Consider the following 25,624-nt stretch of genomic DNA (forward strand, 5'->3'; position numbering starts at 1 on the left):
TTTTTCTATTAAGTTGAAATTTTAAATGATGCATATTTTTTTATAAAACCTAGATTTTATTTCTTTCATCAAGGCACCTCATTGCTCACATTGGTTCTTCTGCTCTTTAATTGAGTGTGAGAACCATTTTTTGGTTTTAACTGGCAACCTTGAGGTCAGCATCCTAGTCCTGACTGATCAAATCCCCGAACATAACGGATTAATCTTGTAGCTTTAAATATCCCTGTAATGGAATAGTTAATTTAATATGCCAATTCTTTATAACAAGTATGTCCAATTCATTTTTTTGGAATATGATTGAGAAAAATGAAAAGTTGTAATTTTTTCTATTTAATCATTTATTTAGCATTAAAAGATGATAGAATAAGAGGAAAATAATTAGCATTACTTTACAGGGAGAAATGTTTTTTGAATCGTCTATTACTAGTTGCGATTAGTCTATTTTTAATCAGCGCATGCACAACTGAAACAGTCTATTTTGCCCCCCGTGATTCCAGCAGCCAAAACAGTGCAGAAGAAGAAACTGAATTAATTAACTCAGCTCATTTTACCGCAGTTGGGGATTTATTAGTGGAACGGCCTATTTTATACGATGCTCAGCAAAAAAACGGAGCTTACGATTTCGATCCTCTCCTCTCAAATGTGGAACATTTAATTAAAAAAGGTGACTTTGCATATGCCAATCAGGAAACGCCGATTACGGGTGCCGAATTCGGTCTTGGTGACGGAGACTTTGTATTCAATAACCCGTATGAGCTTGGTCATCATTACTATGAGACCGGCTTTAATATGCTACAGCTAGCCAACAACCATACCCTTGATATGGCATTTACCGGTCTTGAACGAAATCTTCATTTTTGGCGAAATCATTATCCGGACGTTCTGTTAAGTGGAGCACATCAATCTTTGAAAGATCGTCATACTATCCCTACAATTGAAAAAAATGGGATATCTATTGCTCTTATTTCGAGCACCTACAGTTCAAATCTTCCAGTAGAATTCCCTTATTCCGTGAATGTTTTTACAGACAATGAAGATCAGCTTCTGAGCGATGTAGCCCGTGCCAATGAAATGGCTGATCTTGTCGCTGTTGGTATTCATTGGGGAGAGGAATATCAGCAACCAGTTCAAGCACAGGAAGAGCTTGCTCACAGCCTGGTTCAAAATGGTGCGGATATTATTCTGGGACACCACCCTCACGTACTGCAGCCAATTGAATGGATTGACGGACCAGACAATAAACGTGCGCTAGTTGCGTATTCACTTGGGAATTTTGTGTCCGGTCCTTTTGATGACCGAGTTCCGCACCTTGACTGTGAACGGCTGACAGGTTCAATGATAGGATTTGATCTGAAAAGAGAAGAAGATCATGTGCAAATTGAATCTGTTTATGCTGTTCCTACTTTTACTTCTTTTACAGAGGATTATACAGATTATCAGGTTATACCATTAGGAGATTTCAAGCACAATGATTTCAGATGGTGTGATCTTGAAGCTCACAAAAAACATGTAAGCGAAATACTTTCCAAAGAAATGAGCGATTTGGAAATCAGAATGAGTGATACAGAATTAAAATGAATTAAAACTGCATAAGTTGATCTAGTTATCATTTTCGCTTTAAATATGACTCTCTCAAAGTTTGCTGTTGATTTCTGCAGCATAAAAAAAGCTGATGCACCCTGCATCAGCTTTTTCTTTCCCTCAAATTCATGACGAGTATATATTGATTGCTCATCCGTTCAGCTTACTCCCATCCCCAAATGCTTGTAAGCGCTTCCGTTTTATATTTTAACGCTTCAGGATAATAAATACAATATCAAATTGTCCGGTTTTTAATATTTATATGTTCTGAAAATTTATGGAATATATAAATAAAGAGTAAGGCAACTATGCCTTACTCCAGAATTAATTTTCTTCGTATCCTTTAATTGTTTTTGGATCAACGATTGTATAGTCTTTTGCTCTGAGACCTTCAACAATATCTGTTAATGCCTCATTTGTCCAAGAGCGATCATGCATAAGAAGATTTGCTCCATTTGATAAATATTCGGTATTCACCATGATATCAGCAAGGGCTGCAGCATCCTGGTAATTTGCTTCCCAGTCATAGCCATAAGTCCAGTTCATCAGTACCATACCCTCTTCTTTAGCAAGAGCTTCTGTAAAGTCAGTATTGGCTCCGAATGGCGCTCTGAAAAACTTCGGCCGTTCCCCAATGATTTCTTCAACACGATCACTCAAAGAAACGATTTCTTCACGCTGCTCTTCTTCTGGAATATCTCTTAAGTTTGGATGTGAGTAAGTATGGTTTCCGATTGGAAATCCAAGTTCATGAATCTCTTTTAGCATTTCTTCTTCTTCAGGAGTATCAAGAAAGTGACCGTTTACAAAGAAGATAGCCTGTGCATTTGCATCGTGAAGCTTCTGTGCCATTTCAACTGCATGCTGATCAGGTGCATCATCTATTGTCAGTAGTACGACGTTTTCTGGCGCATCACTGATTGGTGTGACAGACCAGTTTGCTTCATTGATTTCATATAATGGCTCAAATGGTTCCGCAGCAGTTTCTTCTACAATTTCTTTCTCTTCTTCAATTTCTTCCTCTGAGCCCTCTTCTACTGTCTCATCTGTTGTTTCTTCTGTGCTCTCGTCAGATGAAACCGCCTGTTCCTGCTCCGCTGGCTGTTCCGCCTCATCTGAACCGCAGGCAGCAAGTAATAACACTGCCGACATGGCTACTGGTGCATAAATTTTCAACGATTAACCTCACCTTTCAAAATATGTATGTGATCAGTGTATCACAATTAACTTTTCTTAATATCATGTAAGTTTGACAATTTTAAAAAAAGAGCTGTGCATAAGTGCACAGCTCCAGTTATATTATTTTACGATATGAATAGGTGTTCCCATAGCTACTTCAGCAGCTTCCATTGAAATTTCACCTAATGTAGGGTGAGCGTGAATTGTCATTGCTACATCTTCAGCAGTCATTCCTGCTTCAATTGCAAGACCAAGCTCAGCGATCATATCGGAAGCGCCATCTCCAGCGATTTGTGCTCCGATGATCAGCCCATCTTCTTTACGAGTTACAAGCTTTACGAAACCTTCAGTCTGATTAAGTGCAAGTGCACGGCCATTCGCTCCGAATGGGAATTTTGCAGCAACTACTTCAATACCTTCTTCTTTAGCTTCAGCTTCATTGTAACCAACTGTAGCAAGTTCAGGATCTGTAAAGCAAACTGCCGGGATTGCAAGATAATCTACTTCAGATTTTTCACCGCTGATTACTTCAGCAGCGATCTTGCCTTCGTAAGAAGCCTTGTGTGCCAGTGGTGGTCCGTCAACGATATCACCAATCGCATAGATATTGTCTACGCTTGTACGGCACTGCTTGTCAGTTTTGATAATCCCTTTATCAGTCATATCAATTCCAACCTGATCAAGACCAAGTTCATCTGTGTTTGGACGACGGCCTACAGTCACTAATACATAGTCAGCATCAATTGAAACTTCTTCGCCTTTTGCTTCATATGAAACTTTCACGCCGTCTTCTGATTCTTCTACGCCTTTAGCCATCGCTTTCGTAATAACTTCAACGCCTTTTTTCTTAAGGCCTTTTTTAACGACTGATGTCATCTGCTTCTCGAATCCACCAAGAATGTCATCAGCACCTTCAAGAATTGTTACTTCAGATCCCATGTTTGCATAAGCAGTTCCAAGCTCAGTACCGATGTACCCACCACCGATTACAATAAGCTTTTTAGGGATTTCTTTAAGTGCAAGTGCGCCTGTTGAGTCAAGAACACGCTTTGAAAATTTAAAAGATGGAATCTCAATTGGGCGTGAACCAGTAGCAACAATTGCATTCTTAAACTTGTACGTTTGAGAATTTTTATCGTCCATAACTTTTACTGTTTCACTGTCAACAAAGTATGCTTCGCCGCGTACGATTTCAACTTTATTTCCTTTAAGAAGCCCCTCAACTCCGCCAGTCAATTTATTGACTACGCCAGCTTTCCATTCCTGAGCTTTTTCAAAATTAATTTTTACATTTTCAGCAATAACGCCCATATCTTCTGAGCCTTTTGCATGCTCATAACGATGGCCAATTGAAATCATTGCTTTAGACGGGATACAACCTACGTTCAGGCAAACTCCGCCAAGGTTTTCTTTTTCAACGATTGTTACTTTTTGTCCAAGCTGTGCTGCACGGATTGCCGCAACATATCCTCCTGGACCTGATCCAATGACGAGAGTATCTGTTTCGATTGGGAAATCTCCAACTACCATTGTTTTACGCCTCCATTAATAAAAGTTCTGGATCGTTCAATAAACGTTTGATGTGGTTCAAAGCATTTTGCGCTGTTGCTCCATCAATCATACGGTGATCGAAGCTCAATGATAATGCTAACACAGGAGCCGCTACAATTTCACCATTTTTCACAACAGGCTTTTCAGCAATACGGCCAATTCCTAAGATTGCAACTTCAGGATGGTTAATAACCGGTGTGAACCACTGTCCACCAGCTGAACCAATATTTGTAATTGTGCAAGAAGCACCTTTCATCTCATCACCTGAAAGTTTGCCGTCACGCGCTTTACCTGCTAATTGATTAATTTCATCAGAAATACTGAATACAGATTTACGGTCAGCATGTTTAACTACTGGCACTACAAGACCTTTTTCTGTATCAGCAGCTATACCGATATTATAGTAATGCTTCTGAACAATTTCCTGAGTTTCATCATCAAGCATTGTATTTAGAACAGGATACTCACGCAGAGCAGATACAAGTGCTTTAACGACATAAGGAAGGAATGTCAGTTTCACATCTTTTTCAAGCGCAATTTCTTTGAACTTTTTACGGTGTGCAACAAGTTTCTCCACATCTACTTCATCCATCAATGTAACGTGAGGAGCTGTGTGCTTAGAGTTCACCATTGCTTTTGCAATTGCTTTTCTCATACCGCTCATCTTCTCACGCGTTTCAGGGAATTCACCTTCTGGAGCAGGAGTTGGCGCTGACTTTTCTTCTTTTTGCTCAGCAGGCTGTTCTGATGTTTCAGACTTAGATTCAGCTGTATCACCTTTCAGATATGCATCGATATCTTCTTTGGATACGCGGCCATTTTTACCTGAGCCTGATACATAACGGATATCAACGTCGTTATCGCGAGCATATTTACGTACTGAAGGCATAGCAATAACCCGGCGGTCAGGATCAACATCTTCCTGAGGCTTAGCTTCTGCTGATTCTTCAGAACCTTTATCTTCAGATGAAGAATCTTCTTTCTTTTCTTCTTTTGGCTCTTCTTTTGGTTCTTCTTTTTTCTCATCGCTGCTGTCAGAACCTTTGAACTGAAGGTTTTCATATCCAGGCGCATCAAGTTTAATTAATGTATCACCTACAACAGCTACCGTACCTTCATCAACTAGGATTTCTTCTACAGTACCGGCTACCGGAGATGGAATTTCTACGACTGCTTTGTCGTTCTGTACTTCACAAAGTACATCATCTTCTTCTACTTTATCTCCTACACTAATAAACCACTTTACAATTTCACCTTCGTGAATACCTTCACCGATATCAGGTAATTTAAATTCAAATGACAATGTTTTCACCCTCCTGGTTAGGAATTTTCTATTATTACTTTAGTTTTATAAAAAGGGAAAACGGAGAAAAATCTCCGTTTTTACTCATTAAAATTCAAGAACTTTTTTAGCTGTTGCTACAACATCTTTAGCATTTGGAAGCCATACTGATTCCGCTTGTGAAAATGGGAAAACAGTATCTGCTGCTGCAACACGCAGTACCGGAGCTTCCAGGCTGAGAATTGCACGGTCGTTAATTTCAGCTACGACACTTGCTGCAATTCCTGCCTGTTTTTGTGCTTCCTGTACAACAATTGCACGGTTTGTTTTTTCAACAGATTTGATAATTGTTTCAATATCAATTGGCTGAATTGTACGTAGATCAATAACTTCAACAGAGTGACCATCTTTTTCAAGCTGATCAGCGGCTTTCAATGATTCATGAACCATCGCACCATAAGTAACAATCGTCAGGTCTGACCCTTCACGTTTTACATCAGCTTTCCCGATTTCGATTGTGTACTCTTCTTCAGGTACATCTTCACGGAATGAACGGTAAAGTTTCATGTGCTCAAGGAAAATAACCGGATCGTTATCACGGATTGCTGAGATCAGAAGACCTTTTGCATCAGTCGGCGTTGAAGGAATTACAACCTTCAGGCCAGGCTGCTGCGCCATCAGGCCTTCAAGAGAGTCAGCGTGAAGTTCAGGTGTATGAACGCCGCCGCCAAATGGAGAACGAATCGTGATTGGTGAACTATATTTCCCACCACTGCGGTATCTCATACGTGCCATCTGACCATTTACTGAGTCCATTACTTCAAATACGAAGCCGAAGAACTGAATTTCCGGCACTGGACGGTAGCCTTCAAGTGCAAGACCAATTGCAAGACCGCCAATACCTGATTCTGCTAGTGGCGTATCAAACACGCGTTCTTCACCAAATTCTTTTTGCAGACCTTCAGTTGCACGGAATACGCCTCCGTTATTACCAACGTCTTCACCGAACACAAGAACATTTTCGTCATTTTTAAGTTCTGTCCGGAGTGCATCTGTAATTGCCTGAATCATCGTCATTTGTGCCATGGCTTACTTCGACTCCTTCTCTTTATAAATTTCATATTGTTCATTTAGGTTGTAAGGCATTTCTTCATACATAATTTCCATCAGATCAGTAACCTTTTGCTTAGGCGTATCATCAGCTTCTTTAATCGCTGCTTTGATTTCCTCTTTCGCTTTTTCAATTACTTCATTTTCTTTTTCTTCATTCCAAAGGTCTTTCTCTTCAAGGAATTTACGGAAACGAACTAGTGGATCTTTCTTTTCCCACTCAGTATCCATGTCATCAGTACGGTAACGGGTTGGATCGTCACCAGCCATCGTATGAGGTCCGTAACGATAGCAGAGCGTTTCAATTAATGATGGACCTTCACCAGCTACTGCGCGGTCACGGGCATCTTTCGTAGCTGCATAGACCGCCAGAGGATCCATACCGTCTACGAGAATTCCGGGAATACCTGCTGAAACTGCTTTTTGAGCAATTGTTTTACCCTTTGTTTGCTTATCACGTGGAGTAGAAATAGCGAACTGATTATTCTGCACTACAAAGATTGCCGGTGCGTTATATGAACCTGCAAAATTAATTCCTTCATAGAAATCGCCCTGAGATGATCCGCCATCACCTGTGTATGTGATTGCTACAGCTTCTTTACCGCGCTTTTTAAGTCCTAGTGCGATACCGGCTGTCTGTACATATTGTGCACCGATAATGATTTGAGGAGGAAGTACATTTACACCTTCAGGAGATTTATTCCCTTTGAAGTGTCCTCTTGAGAATAGGAATGCCTGTGCAAGCGGAAGGCCATGCCAGATAATCTGAGGCACATCACGGTAACCCGGTACAACCCAGTCCTCTTTTTCAAGTGCGTAATGAGAAGCAATTTGTGAAGCTTCCTGCCCGGCAGTTGGCGCATAGAAACCAAGACGCCCCTGACGATTCAGAGAGATTGAACGCTGATCAAGAATACGCGTATAAACCATACGGCTCATTAATTCCTGAAGCTGCTCATCGCTAAGATCCGGCATTGCATCTTCATTTACTACCTTTCCTTCTTCATTAAGAATCTGGAACATTTCAAATTTTTCTTCGATCTGCTCTAATACTTTAACAGCATCGAATGGTGTCTTCTTTTTAGAAGCCATGTAATCCACCTATCCTTTCGGTTTTGTCAAAATGTGCGTTCTTCCAAAGAACACAATTACTTTATATTTTTCCACAAATCAAGTGGTAAAAAACCTAAAGTGCTAAATTCTTTTTATCTGTATTAATTTTATTAGAGAAATGGTTAATACAGTTTACGAAATAAATTTTACATGACTGCTGAAATATCGTCAATCATAAAGTTCTAAGGTGTTTTTATTTGAAAATCTTTTACATAACTAAATACAACTGTATTAATTTAAAACCTTTCTGTACTATATTAATTCATTTAAATGATATCTGTTATATGTCTGATTAACTGGTTTCCCACTTTTACTTCTTCTGACAATGAATGTTATTTAAATAAAAGCTATGTTAAAGTCCAGAGTTGTTTATACACAGCTGTTGATTGGAGTGTAGGGCGGTGACTCCTGCGGCAGGAAAAGACAGGTGGAACAGTCGAAGCACAGTCGCGGAAAGCAACTGCCAACCTTAACAGAGCTTAAATAAAAAAAGAGCAGACAAATGTCTACTCCTCGCTTTCAATCTCTGCAAGCTCATAAAATTCAGCTTTAAGTTCATTATATTCGTTCGTTAAATCATTAAAAGTTGAATTCGCCTCAATAATGACAGCATTTTGATCATTGACTGAGGTAATTTGCCCTTCAAGTTCCTCTAACTGAAGCTCTTCATTCTTCAAAGAATTATACAGCTCCCTATTTAACTCAAGTCCGTTTGAATAAGCAGAGCTAAGTTCTTCATGAGACGAGTATCTGTTATTCATGGTTTCAACCATTGATTCCACATGCTGCGTGAGATCTTCTGAGTCCAGATCGGAAGCAAGTTCCTCCACGCCGCTGAATTCTTCTTCAGAGCTTTCGATAGCTGTTCTTTCTTCAGCAAGCTTTTCCTCTCGCTGATCCAAATTGTTCAGTGCTTCGTCCGCTAAAGAATTGATCTGCTCAAATTCTTCCATACTAAGCGACATAATCTCATCGTATAATTGCTGTTCTTCAGTTTCTAAATCGCGTAAATCGTTTTGTGCACTCACGTAGCCTTCTTCTGCTGCTACAGCAGCTTCAAGCTTTTCGCTGATTTCTTCTTCAGCAGGTGTTCCAAATACACACCCTGATAAAAAAATAGCCGAAAAACAGAAAGCGGTTGCTATGTATGTTTTCAATTAAAGTAACCTCCTTGAATAATAACACTTAATATCATATCTGTGATTACTACAAACTTCAATCTTTTTTAGTTACGAACACGAAGTAAATGTTCAATTATGAAAAACAATTGTCGGTTTTTATCGTTTATTTGCGTGATTTATACGCAGCAATTTTTTTCACCATGAGAATCTGATATGATTAACTCTATAATGATTTGTCCGGGAGGAAAGAAAGATGATTACTATGAATGAAATTGTACGGGATGGACATCCTGTACTTAGACAAAAAGCTGAAGCGGTTAAATTGCCGCTATCAGAAAATGATAAAAATACAATGAACTCGTTGCTGGAATACATTCAAAACAGTCAGGATCCTGATATTGCAGAAAAACATCAGCTGCGGCCCGGTATTGGTCTTGCCGCACCCCAGATTAATATTTCTAAGCAAATTTTTGCACTCCAATTGGTTGATAGTAATGACAGGGAATACAGCTTTAGTATTGCCAATCCTAAAATTATCAGCCACTCAGTTGATAAAACTTATCTTACCTCCGGGGAAGGCTGCCTGTCCGTTGATGAAAATATTCCCGGTTATGTTGTGCGTTATGCAAGAGTCACCATTCGCGGAATAGATATAGATGGCAATGAAGTAAAATACCGTTTAAAAGGACTCGCTGCTGTTGCAGCGCAGCATGAAATTGACCACTTGAACGGAATCATGTTCTACGATCATATTAATCAGGAAGATCCGTTTAAAGAGCCTGATGATGCTGAGCCATTAGAAAGATAATTAAATAACTTTTTTTGTGGTTTATGTCAAGAACCTTATCTTTACAGATCGTTCATTCCGCGTTATGATAATGATAAGGAGTGATCCGCCATGTTGAAGAAGCTTAAGAAAAAGCTTGCACGACAGTGGAGAGACATGCTGCGTAAAAAGACAATCGCCTGAGCCCCTGTAAGCCCTTCATAATCAGGAGGGCTGTTCTTTGTGTTCATACCTGCGATTATAATTTTTATTATAAATGGTCATTATTATTTATAACACCATTTATGGTTGAAACAGTATTTATACCTGTTATACAAAATAATTAAAGCGCAAAGACTGCGCTTTTTTAGTAATTAGATGAAGGAGAGATACACATGATTTTTAAGGTTTATTACCAGGAAGTAGCAACAGAGGTACCGGTACGTGAAAAAACAAAGGCAATGTATATTGAGGCTGAGACGGAAGAAGAAATTCGTAAAAAACTTAGCGGACACGGCTTTAATATTGAATTTGTACAACAGCTAGAGGGCAAATATTTAGAGTACGAACAAAACCATCAAAACTATAAACTGGAACAGCTGTAATAAATGAAATTCGTTAAAAACGACCAGACTGCTGTGTTTGCCCTCGGTGGTCTGGGTGAAATCGGAAAAAACACTTATGGTGTACAGTTTCAGGATGAAATTATCATTATTGACGCAGGTATTAAATTCCCGGAAGATGAACTGCTTGGAATTGACTATGTGATACCGGATTATACATATCTGGAAAAAAATCTGGATAAAATTAAAGGTGTTTTTGTTACCCACGGTCATGAAGATCACCTGGGAGGTATTCCTTACCTGCTTCGCAAAGTTAATGTCCCTGTATACGGTGGTAAGCTGGCACTCGGACTTTTAAAAAATAAGCTCGAAGAACACGGTTTACTGAGATCAACAACTCTACATCCGATTGATGAAGACGATGTGATTAAATTCCGAAAAACCTCAGTGAGCTTTTTCCGTACAACTCACAGTATCCCGGATTCTTTTGGGGTTGTTGTGAAGACTCCTCCTGGCAATATTGTTCATACAGGAGATTTTAAATTTGATTTTACACCAGTCGGTGAACCGGCAAACTTAACAAAAATGGCTGAAATAGGAAAAGAAGGTGTACTGGCTTTATTGTCTGACAGTACAAATAGTGAAGTACCAAACTTTACATTATCTGAGCGTAAAGTTGGTGAAAGCATTGATGACATCTTCCAGACAGTAAACGGCCGAATCATTTTTGCTACCTTTGCATCTAATATCTACCGTCTTCAACAGGTTGTAGAATCAGCTGTAAAATACGGTCGTAAAGTGGCAGTTTTCGGACGCAGTATGGATAACGCGATTAATATTGGTCATGAACTGGGCTATATTAACGCTCCAAAAGATACTTTTATTGATGCATATACACTTAACAGGATGCCTGCAGACAAAGTAGTGATTTTATGTACAGGAAGCCAGGGTGAACCAATGGCTGCCCTATCTAGGATTGCCAATGGTACACACAGGCAGATCCAGATCATTCCTGGAGATACAGTCGTATTTTCTTCATCGCCAATTCCAGGTAATACGATCAGTGTAAACCGTACGATTAATCTGTTGTACCGTGCAGGAGCGAACGTCATACATGGATCTCTCAACAATATCCATACGTCAGGACACGGTTCTCAGGAAGAACAAAAGCTGATGCTCCGTTTAATCAAACCAAAGTTCTTTATGCCAATTCATGGTGAGTACAGAATGCAGAAGATGCATGCCAGTCTTGCAATTGATTGCGATGTTCCAGAAGAAAATTGCTTCCTGATGGAAAATGGTGAAGTGCTTGCGCTAAGCAGTGATGAAGCTTCAATAGCCGGTAAGATTCCATCGGGCAATGTATATATTGATGGAAGTGGTATTGGGGATATCGGAAATATCGTACTCAGAGACAGACGTTTATTATCTGAAGAAGGTCTTGTGGTTGTAGTTGTGAGCCTGAATCTTAAAGAGCACAAAATTGCATCCGGTCCCGATTTAATTTCCCGTGGGTTTGTGTATATGAGAGAATCTGGAGAATTGATCAATCAGGCACAGCGTCTGATTTATAAACATTTAAACCAGGTATTATCAAATAACACCAGCCAGTGGTCAGAAATTAAGAATGAAATTACAGATACGCTGGAACCATTTTTATATGAAAAAACTAAAAGACGACCAATGATTCTTCCGATTATAATGGAAGTGTGATCAAAAAAGCTCCGGAGATTCCGGAGCTTTTTTATGTACATTTACCGTGACAATCTGAAACCTCAGCGCCTGCCTAAGAACACCATAAACACACTTTGCAAGTCAATATAAAAAGGTTTGGCCACAATTGACCAAACCCATCCCTACTATTGCATAACCCGCTTTTCAAACCGGTTAATATCATTATCTGCTCCGATTACGATTAAAATATCATCTTTACGAATGACATCATTTGCCTGAGGGGAAACGATTATATCATCCCCTCTTTTAATTGCTACTATATTAATTCCGTATTTTGCGCGAATATCCAGCTCAATAATTGAATTGCCAATTAACAAATTGTTGGCCACAATTTCCACAATTGAATGTTCATCTGATAACTCAAGATAATCCAGCACATTATTTGAAACAATATTATGAGCAATACGTTTCCCCATATCTCTTTCGGGGTGAACGACTTTATCAGCACCGATTCGTTCCAATACTTTTTCATGATAATCATTTTGAGCTTTTACAGTGATTCTCTTTACACCAATTTCTTTTAACATCAGTGTAGTCAGTATACTTGCCTGAATATCATCACCAATCGCAACGATTACATGGTCAAAATTTCTGATACCCAGACTGCGCAGCGCAGCTTCATCTGTTGAGTCAGCCACTACTGCATGAGTTGCAATGGTTGAATATTCATCAACTTTATCTTCAAATTTATCTATTGCCATTACTTCCATTCCCTGTTCAACCAATTCACGAACGATACTGCCGCCAAAACGTCCCAATCCAATAACTACAAATTCTTTTTTCACTGTTCTTCCCCCACGATCCTGACCTTAATATCATTTTAGCACAGGAAATTTCAGAAAATGAGCTTATTTTTTCCCTTTTACATAATCAGCATCGAATAAAAAGAGTCGCATTAACAAGTACAGTGATGGAATTAACAAACATAGCCCCAGAATAAACACAATAATCAGTGCCATTCCCATTGTTTCATTCACTACGCTGCCTTCAAGTGTAATATAAGGGTATAAAATATACGGCAAGTGAGAAGCACCATAACCGAAAAATGCAAAGAAAAATTGTAGCATAACCATGAGAAATGCTGTTCCATAATTCTTTTTCTTGAAAATCATGTAGCCTGCGATCAGGAAGAATACAAGTGACAAGCCAAACATCCACCATAAATCAAGCGCTCTTTCAAAGTGATCACCATTGTGTGAACGCAGTCCGGCAAAAACCATCAAACTTGCGATAATGGTAGGCGCGCCCCAAAAAAGGGCAAACTTTCTCATAATCGCCCTTGAATCATAATCTTCTGCACGATCTGCATAATAAGTTAAAAAGCTCGCGCTGATATACAATACAGATACAATTGCTAGAAATACAACACTCCATGAATATGGACTTGTAAACAATTCACCCGCTAAAAACGTAACGCCATTTTCATCTTCTCTCAAATATCCACCCTCTGAGATCGTTAATGCCGTTGATAGTGAAGCAGGAATTAAAAGTCCGGTGGCACCGTATAAAAATAAGTATAGTGTGCTGTTTTTTGAACCATAATTACCAAAGGCATAAAACGAGCCTCTGATCGCAATCAGAATAATTGCTACTGACCCCGGCAGTAACAAGGCCGTTCCGTAATAATAAGCAGTATCAGGGAAAAAACCAACTAACCCTACAAAGAAGAAAACGAAAAATACGTTCGTTACTTCCCATACGGGTGATAAATATCTGCTGATCAGTTTACTCATAATATGCTCTTTTTTTGAGATTCTTGCGTAATATGCAAAAAAACCTGCTCCAAAGTCAATTGAGGCAACAATTAAATAGCCATATAAAAACAGCCATAATACGGTGATTCCAGCAACTTCTAAACTCATCGTGATAACTCCTTCCCCCGGCTTATTTCAAAGTAAAGTATAAGATTTGCAGCTAAAGCAGTCAGGGGCAAACGATATTGGCCCCTGATCGCATTGCTTGTCTTATAAACCATCCAGTCTGCCTCCAGGGAAGCGCTTTTCAAGTTCTGCTTTAGGTGGTTTGTCTTTAAACATTTTTAAGAGTACTCTTACACAGAAGAAACCGAGTACTGCATATAATCCAAGGAAGAGACCAAACGCGATTCCGACTGAACTGGATGTTGTGGCTGCTTCATCAACAGTCATTATACCTCTCAAAATCCAAGGCTGACGGCCAACCTCTGCATAAATCCAGCCGAATTCAATCGCAAGCATGGCTAATGGTCCACTAGCTACAATACCCATCAACAGAAGTTTATTCCATTCATTAAATCGTTTGATAAGTGTGAACATCACAAACAGTCCTGCTATAAATAAAGAATACATGCCTATACCAACCATCATATCAAACATGTAGTGGACCCATAAAGGCGGCCTTTCTTCTTCAGGAAATTCATTCAGTCCCACAACTTCTGTATCAAATGAGTTACCGGCTAAGAAACTGAGCATTCCCGGGATACGGATTTCGTTACTGATCTCGTTATCTTCGTTAATTGTCCCAAAGAGAATCAAATCCGCGTTGGACTCCGTCTCAAAGTGCCATTCAGCAGCAGCCAGTTTTTCAGGCTGTTCTTTTGCGAGAAATTTAGCTGATAGGTCACCTGCAAGTGCAGTACCGGCAGCAAAAATCAACCCGGCTGTCATTGTCAGTCTAAGTGCTTTTTTATGATAATCCGTACCTTTTTTCATCAAAATGATAAAAGCTGTAATAGCAGCAAGTATTAAAGCTGACGTCATATAACTTGATGTAACGACGTGAAATACTTTCGTTGGCGTAGCAGGGTTAAACATCGCCGCAAGCGGGCTGATATTAACTGTTTCCCCATCTATAATATCAAATCCCTGTGGCGTATTCATAAATGCATTTACTGTTGTAATAAAAAACGCTGACAGTGTAGCACCAATCACAATTGGTATATTTAACAGCCAGTGAGTCCAGCGGTTTTTAAACCGGTCCCAAGTGTATAAGTATATGCCTAAAAATATCGCTTCGAAGAAAAATGCAAATGTCTCCATAAATAGCGGCAGTGCAATTACCTGTCCTGCTACCTGCATAAAGCTTGGCCACAGCAGTGAAAGCTGGAGACCAATTGCAGTACCAGTTACAACACCGACTGCGACAGTGATGGTGAATCCTCTCGCCCATCGTCTGGCGAGCAATAAATAATGGGGATCTTTTCTTTTAATTCCCAGGAACTCTGCAATTGCAATCATCACTGGAATCCCAACACCGATTGTCGCAAATATAACATGGAATATAAGAGTCGAAGCTGTTAACAGCCGACTGAGCGTAACGCCATCTAATTCCAACATGATTTCCCTCCTAGATTACTTCATACTTGTAAATTTACTATATCACTGTTCATCAAACATTTTACAATAATAACGCTATATGTGATGTGTCGAACTTGAACAATTTGTGACATCCTTCACAAAGTTACTGAATTCATTATATCCCCCTTTCAAGCTTTTTTCAATTTAGGAATGCTGATCATGTTTACAACATCTAAAATAAAGGCTTTGTTATAGTTCAATGTTGTTTTGCACAGCTGATGATTGGAGCGGAAGAGGGCGACTCCTGTGGCAGGAAAGGACAGGTGAGACAATCATGGCGAAGCCTGATGGCTCAGCGCCCGGCCGCGGCGTCCCCTGAAGCGGAAATCAACACCCAACTTCAACAGAGCTGAAATAAAAAAGCTGATCAGGTTTTATCCCCTGATCAGCTGCTCATTAACCTGTACTCTTTTGCATTGTAAACTGCGAGTGAACAAGCCCTTGATAAATGCCTTTATGTTTCATTAACTCATCATGATTGCCGCTTTCCATCAATCTGCCGTGATCGAGTACATAAATTCTGTCTGCATCACGAATCGTGGATAAACGGTGTGCAATGATGATTGCCGTTCTTCCTTCCAAAAGTGTGCCTAATGCCTTTTGAATCACTACTTCTGTTTCTGTATCAATAGAGGCAGTAGCTTCATCTAATATGATGATTCTCGGATCTGCCAGCAATGCCCGCGCGAAAGAAATCAGCTGACGTTCTCCAACAGAAAGTATGTTTCCTCTCTCTTCTACCTCAGTGTCATATCCTTTAGGAAGCTTTTCAATAAAGCCGTGTGCCCCGACAGCTTTTGCTGCATCGATCAGTTGCTCATCTTTGGCATGCGGAAAACCGAATCGGATATTATCCTTAATTGTACCTGAAAAGATAAATGTGTCCTGGAGTACGATAGAAATTTGAGAACGAAGACTTCTTAAAGAAACATCACGGAGATCATGTCCGTCCATTTTAATTGATCCTGCTGTCGGATCATAGAATCGCGTAATCATATTTGCGATTGTCGTTTTGCCTGAACCTGTATGTCCTACAAGCGCAATCGTCTCACCTGCTTTTATATCAAGGTTAATGCCATCAAGCGCCTTTCGGTCATTTGAATATGCAAAGTCAACTTTGTTAAACTCCACATCACCTTTGATTTCATCGAGTTCTACTGCATCATTCTTTTCAGCTACGTTAGGCTGCTCATCCAGGAATTCAAATATTCTTTCAGAGGAAGCCATACCCATTAGCAATTGATTATAGACCATTCCGAGCCTCGAAATCGGTTCCCAGAACATGCCGATTAAAAATGCGAACGTAACGAACTCTCCAATTTCCAGATTGCCACTTTGGATTAGGTTTGCACCATACCATATTAAAATGGCTGAACCAACAGCGTTTGTCATTTCAACAAGCGGTCTGAAGGTGGCATTTTTCTTAGTTGCATCACGCCAGCTTTCAAAAGTTTCGTTATTTACTCCTTCGAAATACTGTGCGTTTTCTTTTTCCTGAGTGAAGGATTGAGTTATTCTCATTCCCTGCAAACTTTCATTCAGATGAGAATTCAGTTTGGATTGCTTCAAGCGAACAGTTTGCCATGATCTTCTGATCTTTTTGCGAAGTTTCGTTGAAATAAAGAACATAATAGGCAGAACAATCATGACTGCGAGTGCCAGCTCCGGACTGATCGTGAATAATACGATAAATATACCGATCAGCATAAGAATGTCCATTAATAAATTTATAACTCCGTTTGTAAACAACTCTTGCAATGAATTAATATCATTCATAATTCTTACGAGAATAGACCCTGCAGACCGCTTATCAAAAAAGCGGTTACTGAGCCATTGAACGTGAGTAAACAGGTGTTTACGCAAATCATAGATGACACTTTGACCTAAAATATTCATCCATTTAATCCTGAACACATTCGCAACATAATTAACAATGTACAAGCCTGCAATGATTCCGACAAGCTGCATGAGGAGATTTCCATCTCTGCCGGCAATTGCTTCATCAATAACATACATCCCGATTAAAATCGGAATCACTAATCTGATGCCTGTTGTGATCAACACCATGATGATTGACAAAGGAAGCAATTTTTTCGAGTAAGGCTTTAAGTATCTGAAAAGTCTCCACAACTGCATCCAGTTGAAGGGCTTTTCAATCACCTGATCAGTCGAATACTTAAATCTGTTCTGTATTTTTTTCTGGGCTTCATTGCTCATCCCCTCACCTCGTTCCTGACGCAGACAGCGCTTTTTGATCTTTATATTGAATGTCATAAATTCTCTTATATTGTCCTTCTGTCTCAATTAATTCTTCGTGAGAACCACGATGGGTAATTTCTCCATTTTCAAACACAAAAATTTCATCAGCATGTTTTAATGAAGAAATCCGGTGGGCTATAATAAATGTTGTACGTCCCGCCATTACTTCTTTTAATGCTTTTTGTATCTTAAATTCAGTTTGCATATCTACTGCACTCGTCGCGTCATCAAGAATCAATATACTTGGATCAAGACAAATGGCACGTGCGATGGCAATTCTCTGCTTTTGACCGCCCGAAAGACCCAAGCCCCTCTCACCTAGCATCGTATCGTATCCGTCCGGCATTTCCATGATAAAGTCGTGCGCTTCTGCTTTCTTCGCAGATTCAACAATTTCGTCCATCGTTGCTTCCGGACGCCCAAATGCAATATTTGCTTTAATTGTAGACGAAAACAAAAATGACTCCTGAAGTACAAATCCTACGTTTTTACGTAGTGAGCGCAGCGTATAGTCGCTTACTTCTTTCCCATCAATCAGGACAGAACCTTCTGAAGGCTCATAAAACCTGGTCATCAATTGTGTGACACTCGTTTTGCCTGATCCCGTAGCACCTATAAGACCAATCGTTTTTCCGTTCTCTGCTTTAAAAGAAATTTGATTAATTGCTTTCTCATCATCTTCTGTATAGCGTAATGATACATTCTTGAATTCAACTTCACCCAATGAGCGGGTCATTTCTACAGCATCCGGCTTCTCTTTGATTGTCTCCTCAGCTTCAAGAATCTCAAGCAAACGCTCACCGGAAGCTTTAGATTGTGAAAATTGGTTAATTGTAAACCCAAGATTCATAATTGGCCAGATGATAAAACCAACAAGACTGTAAAATGCTGTGAGCTCACCTGCTGTCAGGCTGTCATTCACGACCAGATATCCTCCATAACCCAGAAGCATCACAACACTAACGTTTCCTAAGAACTCCATAAGAGGAAAATACTTTGCCCAAACATCTGATGTAAACAAGTACTTATCTTTATAATCCTTGTTTGAGCTGTTGAATTTATCAATCTGATGCTCTTCTCTGGAAAGAGATTTAACTGTGTTGATTCCACTTATATTTTCCTGTACATTGGTGTTTAGTTTTCCAAATGATTTTCTGACACCTCTGAACGCAGGGTGTACTTTTTTATCAAATTTGTATACAGCTATTGCAAGAAATGGAATCGATAACATCGTCACAATCGTCAACGGTACTGAATAATAAAGCATGACTCCAGTAGTAACTACCAACAGTAATACTAATCTGATGAGCTCGGCAAAGCCGAAGGACAAAAAGAATCGGAATCCTTCTACATCAGCAGTAAGACGTGACATAATGTCACCGGTTTTTGCATTATCATAGTATTGGAACGGAAGACTTTGAAGTTTCTCATAAAGCCGCTCACGTAAATCGTATACAGCTATGATCCCAAATAAATCCCCGTTATATTGAGAGATAAATGTCGCAATCCCTTTTATCACCATGATACCTATAAATCCAAATGCCAGATATGGAATCAGACCATATCTCCCTTCACCCACTACATCATCAATTGTGATCTGCAATATAATTGGATAAACAATTGTAATTAACGTCATAACAAATAAGAATATGATTGAAAGTATAAAATGTCGCTTATGAGGCCAGTAAAATTCTTTCAATTTTTTAAATACATCCACCGTTTATCCCTCCTTTTCAATTTACTTCTATATAATAGACACCTATTAAATATATCGGGTTTCGAAATATATTTCCACCCTTATTTGAATTTTTTCTCATTTCTTACTATTTACTTATGAGTTTATCTATGAAGTCATAAAAAAAGATCAGCCCGGGGGCTGATCTTTTTTCGTTTATTAGTCTTAAAGTGTTTTTTGACCCGGCTTCCAGTTAGCTGGGCAAAGTCCACCAGTTTGCAGTGCCTGAAGCACACGAAGTGTCTCATCAACGTCACGGCCAATGTTGTTATGGAAGACAGTCTGGTACATCAATTCGCCTTCAGGGCTGATAATGTAAAGTCCGCGAAGTGCCACACCTTCATCTTCAATCAGCACGCCATACTCACGTGATACCTGATGGTTTGTGTCAGCTGCAAGTGGAAAGTTCAAATCTCCAAGGCCATTGTCCTTGCGCTCCGTATTGATCCATGCAAGATGAGTGTGGATTGTATCGGTAGAAACGCCAATTACTTCTGCGTCAAGATCTTCAAATTCATCGTAACGGTCAGACATTGCAGTGATTTCTGTTGGACATACGAAAGTAAAGTCCATTGGATAAAAGAATAACACTGTCCATTTATCTTCTTTCATATTTTGTTCCAGATTAACTTTCCCGAATTCTTTATTCGCAAGTACAGCGTCCATTTCAAATCTTGGCGCCTGCTTGCCTACCATGCGTTCTGCCATTAAAAATCCCTCCAAAAAAATTCTAAATGAGAACAGGATTCCTGCTTCTCAATTTACTCACGATTTACATGATAATATACGGCTTTTGAATAGTCAATTTTAATAAAAAAGTATTGATGTTATCCGAAAGAAACGTGACGATTCCTTGAATCCCGTTTTCAGATTTGTTATAAGGGTATAGTAGGACGATATATGAATTTGTACTGACAGAAAGGATGACAGTCTTTGGAAGCTTTATTAAACTTTAATGCGCTAAGCGCAAGACTTGCAGAGTATGAATGGGGGGCTTTATTTATTTCCATCGGAATAGCCGCCTTGAAGATCATAGGGGTAATAATCATATTCATGATTGCTAAAGCGATCGGAAACAGAATACTCTCACGGGTGTTTGCAAAGTATGAGCACAAAGAAAATATTTCAGTCGGAAGAGCCCGTACTTTAGAGAGTCTAACCAAAAATGTGTTGGGATATGTACTGATCTTTATTTTAATCGTAACTATTCTTCAAGTAGTAAATATTGATGTTACAGCATTGATTGCGGGTGCCGGTATTATTGGCCTTGCTATTGGTTTCGGAGCACAGGGACTTGTCAGTGATGTTGTGACAGGATTCTTTATTCTTTTAGAAAAACAAATTGATATTGGTGACTATATTACAACGGGCAGTTTTTCAGGAATCTGTGAAGAAGTTGGTTTAAGACAGACTAAAATCAGAGGATTTGATGGTACCCTTCATTACGTACCTAACCGTGAAATCACGAGCATGAGTAATCACTCACGCGGTAATATGCGTGCCATGATTGATATTGGTATTTCCTATGATGATGATATTGATAAAGCGATCACAGTGCTGCAGGAAGTGTGTGATAAAGTTGCTGAATCTAATAGCAACATTGTTGAAGGACCAAATGTAGTAGGTGTTCAGGAATTAGGTTCATCTGATGTAGTGATTCGTGTAATCGGGAAGACTCAGAATATGGAACAATGGAGTGTTGAAAGAGAATTAAGAAAAGAGATGAAAGAAGCACTTGATCGCAACGGAATTGAAATCCCATTTCCGCATCAGGTATATGTGCAGAAAGAAGCATAAGAAAAGGCGGCCAGTGAGCCGCCTTTTTTGTTTACTATTCAGCAGCGCTACTTGTACCACTTATTTGCTTCTTAAATAATCAATAATGAATTGAATAGCAGGCCCAATAGCATTTTCATCGGGGTTCAGTTTTGCATGATGAAGGCCATAGTCGGAACCGACCCCAAGCCAGAACATAAAACCTGGAATTTCTTTAAGGAAATAGCCAAAGTCCTCTCCGGTCATCGCCTTCTCACATTCAATACACTGAATTCCATCGTAGTGAGCGGCGAATCTCATAAATTGTTCTGTCAGTTCATGATCATTGTAAACCATATAATAAGGCTGATTAAACTCAACATGGACTTTACAATCAAAGGAAAGTGCAATACCATCGCAAATTGCTTTCACTCTCGTTTTTAAGGTTTCCATGACCTCGGGATCAAGACTTCTCATCGTGCCATCCAGCTGTGCAGTTTCCGCAATAATATTGCCAACCGTTCCCGATTCAAGTTTGCCGACCGTCACCACAGCACTATTTAACGGATCTATAGATCGTGACACAACAGATTGCAGTTGTGTAATCAAATGTGCACCTGCCACGATCATATCCTTCGTTTTATGAGGATAAGCTGCATGTCCACCTTTGCCTGTTAATACAATCTTCAACTCAGAAGTATTGGCAAAAAGCAGTCCTTTTTTTACAGCAATTTCGCCAGCTGTATATTCCGGTGCAATATGAAGCCCCATCATTTCATCAGGCATCCACTGCTTCATCTCTTCTGATTGAAGCATACGCTCAGCACCGCCCGGCCCTTCTTCAGCAGGCTGGAATATAAATAATACGTTATCTTCTAATGGTTTTGCAGCCATCGATGTTAAAACACCGAGCGCAATACTCATATGAAAATCATGACCGCATGCATGCATGAAACCGGGATGCTCTGAAGAAAATGGCAATTCTGTCTGCTCTTTAATTGGCAGTCCATCGATATCTGTCCGGTAGCCTAGCGTTTTTGGGGCAACCCCTTGACCTTTTACTAAAACAAAAATCCCGGTTTCCCACTTTTTAACTGACAGGCTTTCCTGGGGAAGCTTTTCAATATAGTTCAATAAGTATTCCTGAGTTTTAAATTCTTTATAACCGACTTCAGGAATTTTATGAAGATCCCTGCGAATGTTTACAAATGTCTCCATGCGAACGAATTTCCTCCTGACAAATGATTTTAGATCAAGAAAAAAAAACGCAGAATCAAATCTGCGTTTTTTTCAGCAGCTTTTATAGCTGGCGTAGTTCCTGCTTAATTTCAGTTTTGGATTTAGTCTTCTCATCGATTTTCTTAAGAAGTTTCGCAGGTGTTCCAGCTACTACCGTATACGGCTCTACGTCTTCCACTACAATTGCTCCGGCAGCTACTACTGCTCCTTTACCAACGGTTACTCCTTCAAGAACAACTGCGTTGGCACCAACAACAACATCATCTTCTATGATAACCGGTTTAGCTGAAGGCGGCTCAATTACACCTGCCAGGACAGCTCCTGCACCAATATGACAGTTTTTACCGACAGTCGCGCGTCCGCCTAAAACTACGTTCATATCAATCATTGTTCCAGCACCAACTACAGATCCAATGTTAATTGAAGCACCCATCATGATCACTGCATTGTCGCCTATTTCAACCTGGTCACGAATAATGGCACCCGGCTCAATACGCGCTTTGATATTTTTAAGATCAAGCATCGGGATTGCTGAGTTTCTACGGTCATTTTCTACGACATAATCCCAGATCTGGTCCGTATGTTTTTCAAGAGATGGTTGAATATCAGCCCACTCTCCAAAAACAACACCTGAACCTTCAGAAAGAAATGTTTGAGAATTGTCCCCGAAATTAATTTTGTGAAGGTCTGCACCTTTCACATATACCTTTACAGGCGTAGATTTCTTCGCATTTTGTATATAAGAAATAATTTCATTTGCATCCATTGTATTCATTTATATTCCCCTCTCAATCTTTTAAACATTTAACTGACTTTTACTTTATCAGATCACCGTACCACAAGACAAGTGATCAATGTTAGAAAATTTCATTTTATTAATTGGATGAGTCTTCCATTCGTTTCAATCATACGATTCAATCATCCAGGTGCTTTTTGACTGATTCTATAAAAGCCTGAACCTGTGGGAGTTCAAATGCTGATTGATAGCCGATCAGCCAGGTATCCCTCTTTAACGTCTGTTCTTCAGTATGTAGCGGCGTACAGTATACATGTTCATTGCCGGTTAACGTAATAGAAGGCAGAATTGCATAACCTATTCCGTTAAGGGCCATCTGCTTGCACGTTTCTATCTGATCCACGAGAATATTTTGTCTCGGTGAAATGTGAAATTGCCTGCTCCACCACTCCTGTATTTCCTGATAATAAGTAGAATCGCTTTTAAACTGGATGAAGGGTCTGTCTGTTAAATGCAGATCTTCCACTCGCCTGATTTCCTTATCAACCAGAAACAGCTGATCCTGGAACAGGTGCATTTTGGGGCCTTTCCAATCAGGCGTTCCTCTTATGATGCCAACGTGTACTTCCCCATTATATACTGCCTGTAAAATTTCACTGCTCCAGCCTGTCATGAGAGAAATTCTCGCATGGGCATTAGTATCAACAAAATCCTTGAGCACTTTAGGCAGCCAATTCTGACCTACGATTGATGCGCAGGCAATTTTCAGTGTGCCGTAAATTTTTGAATCCATTGCGAGAATTTGTTCTTTTACCGCTTCTTCTTTTTTGATAATCTCTCTTGCCATAGAGACAATCATTTCCCCGGCGGGTGTTAAGGTCAGTCCTTTTCTGGAACGGATAAAAAAGGATTGTTCCCAGTCTTTTTCGATCGACTGAAGCCGCTGGGATAGTGCAGGCTGGGATACAAACAGTCTTTCAGCTGCCTTTCTCATATTCATCTCTTCTGCTAAAACATCAAGCATACGGTAATCTGAATGGTTCATGTATCATACACCCTATTCTTTTCTAGGTAGAAACAGAATGAAAAACAAGCTGATTAAAGCAAATGCAAATACAATATAATAGACAATATTTAAACCGTTCGTCATCGCTATTTGCAGCTGCTCAAGTACACCAGGCTCTAATTGGCTCCTCTGTTCAGCCTCGAGCAGACGGTTAACAGCATCCACGCCTAAAGACTTTACCTCCTGATTTTCATTATTTTCAAATGAAGACCTGATGGAGGAATTCAGAACACCACCAAGCAGTGCCACGCCTACTGTACTTCCCAAATTTCTCATAAACATATTTGCTGCGGTAGCTGCTCCGCGTAATTTCCAGGGCACGGAGCTTTGAATTGAAACAATAAAGGATGTCGTTGTCAGACCCATGCCAATACCAACAAAAAATGAGGAAATTGCAGGCCATAACGGACCGTATTCCGGTTCCATCAATACAAAAAGCAGTGTCCCTATGATTAAGGATATCCCGCCAATCAGGCTGGTTCGATAATAGCCGATTCTGATCAGAAGACTGCCTGCGACGGTTGCAGCAATTGGCCATCCTATTGACATGGCGGTTAACGTGAAACCGGCCACACTTGCACTTTCCTCCATCACACCCGTGACAAAGGCCGGCAGGTAACTTGAGATGCCTATCAACAGAACGCCTGTCGTGAGTGAAACGATGTTTGCAATAAATATGGCACGATTCTTCCAGATCGAAAATGGCATCATTGGATCAGGCGATCTTAATTCATGCCTGACGAACAGAATTAACAGTAGAACTGACACTGTGAACATACCCAATGCAGCCCCAGATAACCAGGGTATTGAGATTCCGCCTTCCACCAGCAGATATAACAGAACTGTCAATGAAGCAGAAAGAAGAGCCGCCCCTTTGTAATCAATAGGTGAAGTATTCTTCTCTACATTTTCTTTCAGGAAAATCCAAAGGACGGTTAATGAAAGGACACCAAGAGGTACGTTAATCCAAAAAACATATTGCCAGCCAATTGTCTCTACAAGAAGACCTCCAATGGCTGGACCCATAACGGCAGAAATTCCCCATACGCTGGACAGATAACCCTGGATCTTCGCACGTTCTTCTTTTGAATAAATATCTCCAACAATCGTTGATGCAATTGGCATAACAGCCCCTGCACCAAGCCCTTGAATAAAACGGAAAGCGATCAGCCATTCCATTGATTCAGCAAATCCGCACAGGATCGATCCTATTAAGAAAAGTGACATACCAAAAGTCAGTACAGGTTTTCTGCCGAACAAATCGGACAGTTTCCCATATAATAAAACAGTTACTGTACTCATCAATAAATACGATGAAAAAACCCAGCTATACAGCTGGAAACCGCCCAGGTCAGCTGTTATGGCCGGCATGGCGGTCGAAACAATCGTCGCTTCAATCGCTCCGACAAACATAGCCAGCATCACGGCTGCCAGAATAAAAGGACGATATTTTATTTCTCGGCGCTCATGATCTGCATAATCCATATAGAAGCTCCCTT

Annotated in this window: 21 protein-coding genes; 5 read left to right on the forward strand and 16 right to left on the reverse strand. The window is 39.9% G+C overall.

The window, feature by feature from the left end; translation table 11 throughout:
• Positions 1-408 precede the first annotated feature (408 nt).
• Positions 409-1,578, forward strand: coding sequence for a CapA family protein (locus E2626_RS12515; protein WP_134382110.1), 1,170 nt, complete (start codon positions 409-411; stop codon positions 1,576-1,578).
• 327 nt (positions 1,579-1,905) lie between these two features.
• Here E2626_RS12515 and E2626_RS12520 read toward each other — a convergent pair whose 3' ends face one another.
• From E2626_RS12520 to E2626_RS12545, 6 genes are all read right to left on the reverse strand, one after another.
• The gene (locus E2626_RS12520) at positions 1,906-2,733 is read right to left on the reverse strand and encodes a polysaccharide deacetylase family protein (RefSeq protein WP_134382205.1); all 828 of its coding nucleotides are present in this window, start codon (positions 2,731-2,733) and stop codon (positions 1,906-1,908) included.
• Positions 2,734-2,880: 147 nt separating this feature from the next.
• Entirely contained in the window at positions 2,881-4,290 is a 1,410-nt protein-coding gene (lpdA, locus tag E2626_RS12525) for a dihydrolipoyl dehydrogenase (RefSeq protein ID WP_134382111.1), read from the reverse strand.
• A gap of 4 nt (positions 4,291-4,294) precedes the next feature.
• Complete coding sequence (locus E2626_RS12530; protein ID WP_134382112.1) at positions 4,295-5,614, reverse strand: dihydrolipoamide acetyltransferase family protein; 1,320 nt, start codon at positions 5,612-5,614, stop codon at positions 4,295-4,297.
• An 87-nt stretch (positions 5,615-5,701) separates the two neighbouring features.
• Positions 5,702-6,679 carry an alpha-ketoacid dehydrogenase subunit beta gene (locus tag E2626_RS12535; RefSeq protein WP_134382113.1) on the reverse strand — a complete coding sequence of 326 codons (978 nt, stop codon included), beginning with the start codon at positions 6,677-6,679 and terminating at the stop codon, positions 5,702-5,704.
• 3 nt (positions 6,680-6,682) lie between these two features.
• Positions 6,683-7,795: a pyruvate dehydrogenase (acetyl-transferring) E1 component subunit alpha gene (gene pdhA, locus E2626_RS12540; RefSeq protein ID WP_134382114.1), complete on the reverse strand. Its 1,113-nt coding sequence runs from the start codon at positions 7,793-7,795 to the stop codon at positions 6,683-6,685.
• Positions 7,796-8,322: 527 nt separating this feature from the next.
• Positions 8,323-8,973 (reverse strand): YkyA family protein, encoded by a 651-nt coding sequence (locus E2626_RS12545; protein ID WP_134382115.1) that lies wholly within the window; start codon positions 8,971-8,973, stop codon positions 8,323-8,325.
• 217 nt (positions 8,974-9,190) lie between these two features.
• On the opposite strand from E2626_RS12545, the gene def reads away from it, so the two are divergent.
• The 3 genes from def (at position 9,191) to rnjA (ending at position 11,979) form a co-directional block, all read left to right on the forward strand.
• Positions 9,191-9,745: a peptide deformylase gene (def, locus tag E2626_RS12550; protein WP_134382116.1), complete on the forward strand. Its 555-nt coding sequence runs from the start codon at positions 9,191-9,193 to the stop codon at positions 9,743-9,745.
• Between the two features lie 353 nt (positions 9,746-10,098).
• The gene (locus E2626_RS12555) at positions 10,099-10,308 is read left to right on the forward strand and encodes a DNA-dependent RNA polymerase subunit epsilon (protein WP_134382117.1); all 210 of its coding nucleotides are present in this window, start codon (positions 10,099-10,101) and stop codon (positions 10,306-10,308) included.
• Positions 10,309-10,311: 3 nt separating this feature from the next.
• Positions 10,312-11,979, forward strand: coding sequence for a ribonuclease J1 (gene rnjA, locus E2626_RS12560; protein ID WP_134382118.1), 1,668 nt, complete (start codon positions 10,312-10,314; stop codon positions 11,977-11,979).
• A gap of 146 nt (positions 11,980-12,125) precedes the next feature.
• On the opposite strand, the gene E2626_RS12565 is transcribed toward rnjA, so the two are convergent.
• From E2626_RS12565 to E2626_RS12590, 6 genes are all read right to left on the reverse strand, one after another.
• Complete coding sequence (locus tag E2626_RS12565; RefSeq protein WP_134382119.1) at positions 12,126-12,785, reverse strand: potassium channel family protein; 660 nt, start codon at positions 12,783-12,785, stop codon at positions 12,126-12,128.
• A gap of 63 nt (positions 12,786-12,848) precedes the next feature.
• Complete coding sequence (locus tag E2626_RS12570; RefSeq protein ID WP_134382120.1) at positions 12,849-13,862, reverse strand: cytochrome d ubiquinol oxidase subunit II; 1,014 nt, start codon at positions 13,860-13,862, stop codon at positions 12,849-12,851.
• 102 nt (positions 13,863-13,964) lie between these two features.
• Positions 13,965-15,314 carry a cytochrome ubiquinol oxidase subunit I gene (locus E2626_RS12575; protein ID WP_134382121.1) on the reverse strand — a complete coding sequence of 450 codons (1,350 nt, stop codon included), beginning with the start codon at positions 15,312-15,314 and terminating at the stop codon, positions 13,965-13,967.
• 417 nt (positions 15,315-15,731) lie between these two features.
• Complete coding sequence (locus tag E2626_RS12580) at positions 15,732-17,552, reverse strand: ABC transporter ATP-binding protein (RefSeq protein ID WP_134382122.1); 1,821 nt, start codon at positions 17,550-17,552, stop codon at positions 15,732-15,734.
• A gap of 4 nt (positions 17,553-17,556) precedes the next feature.
• A complete protein-coding gene (locus tag E2626_RS12585) occupies positions 17,557-19,311 on the reverse strand; it encodes an ABC transporter ATP-binding protein (RefSeq protein ID WP_134382123.1) in 1,755 nt (584 codons plus the stop codon).
• A 183-nt stretch (positions 19,312-19,494) separates the two neighbouring features.
• Positions 19,495-20,037, reverse strand: coding sequence for a peroxiredoxin (locus E2626_RS12590; protein WP_134382124.1), 543 nt, complete (start codon positions 20,035-20,037; stop codon positions 19,495-19,497).
• Positions 20,038-20,262: 225 nt separating this feature from the next.
• On the opposite strand from E2626_RS12590, the gene E2626_RS12595 reads away from it, so the two are divergent.
• Positions 20,263-21,126, forward strand: a complete 864-nt coding sequence (locus E2626_RS12595; protein ID WP_244094322.1) for a mechanosensitive ion channel family protein — start codon at positions 20,263-20,265, stop codon at positions 21,124-21,126.
• 60 nt (positions 21,127-21,186) lie between these two features.
• Here E2626_RS12595 and E2626_RS12600 read toward each other — a convergent pair whose 3' ends face one another.
• The 4 genes from E2626_RS12600 to E2626_RS12615 form a co-directional block, all read right to left on the reverse strand.
• Positions 21,187-22,302 (reverse strand): N-acetyldiaminopimelate deacetylase, encoded by a 1,116-nt coding sequence (locus tag E2626_RS12600; RefSeq protein WP_134382125.1) that lies wholly within the window; start codon positions 22,300-22,302, stop codon positions 21,187-21,189.
• A gap of 82 nt (positions 22,303-22,384) precedes the next feature.
• A complete protein-coding gene (gene dapD / locus E2626_RS12605) occupies positions 22,385-23,098 on the reverse strand; it encodes a 2,3,4,5-tetrahydropyridine-2,6-dicarboxylate N-acetyltransferase (protein WP_134382126.1) in 714 nt (237 codons plus the stop codon).
• 139 nt (positions 23,099-23,237) lie between these two features.
• On the reverse strand, positions 23,238-24,104 hold the full coding sequence (locus E2626_RS12610; RefSeq protein WP_134382127.1) for a LysR family transcriptional regulator: 867 nt from the start codon (positions 24,102-24,104) through the stop codon (positions 23,238-23,240).
• Between the two features lie 12 nt (positions 24,105-24,116).
• Positions 24,117-25,610: an MDR family MFS transporter gene (locus E2626_RS12615; RefSeq protein WP_134382128.1), complete on the reverse strand. Its 1,494-nt coding sequence runs from the start codon at positions 25,608-25,610 to the stop codon at positions 24,117-24,119.
• Positions 25,611-25,624: the final 14 nt, after the last annotated feature.

It is taken from the genome of Jeotgalibacillus salarius (assembly GCF_004405125.1).
In the GTDB taxonomy this organism is placed as follows: Bacteria; Bacillota; Bacilli; order Bacillales; family Jeotgalibacillaceae; genus Jeotgalibacillus; species Jeotgalibacillus salarius.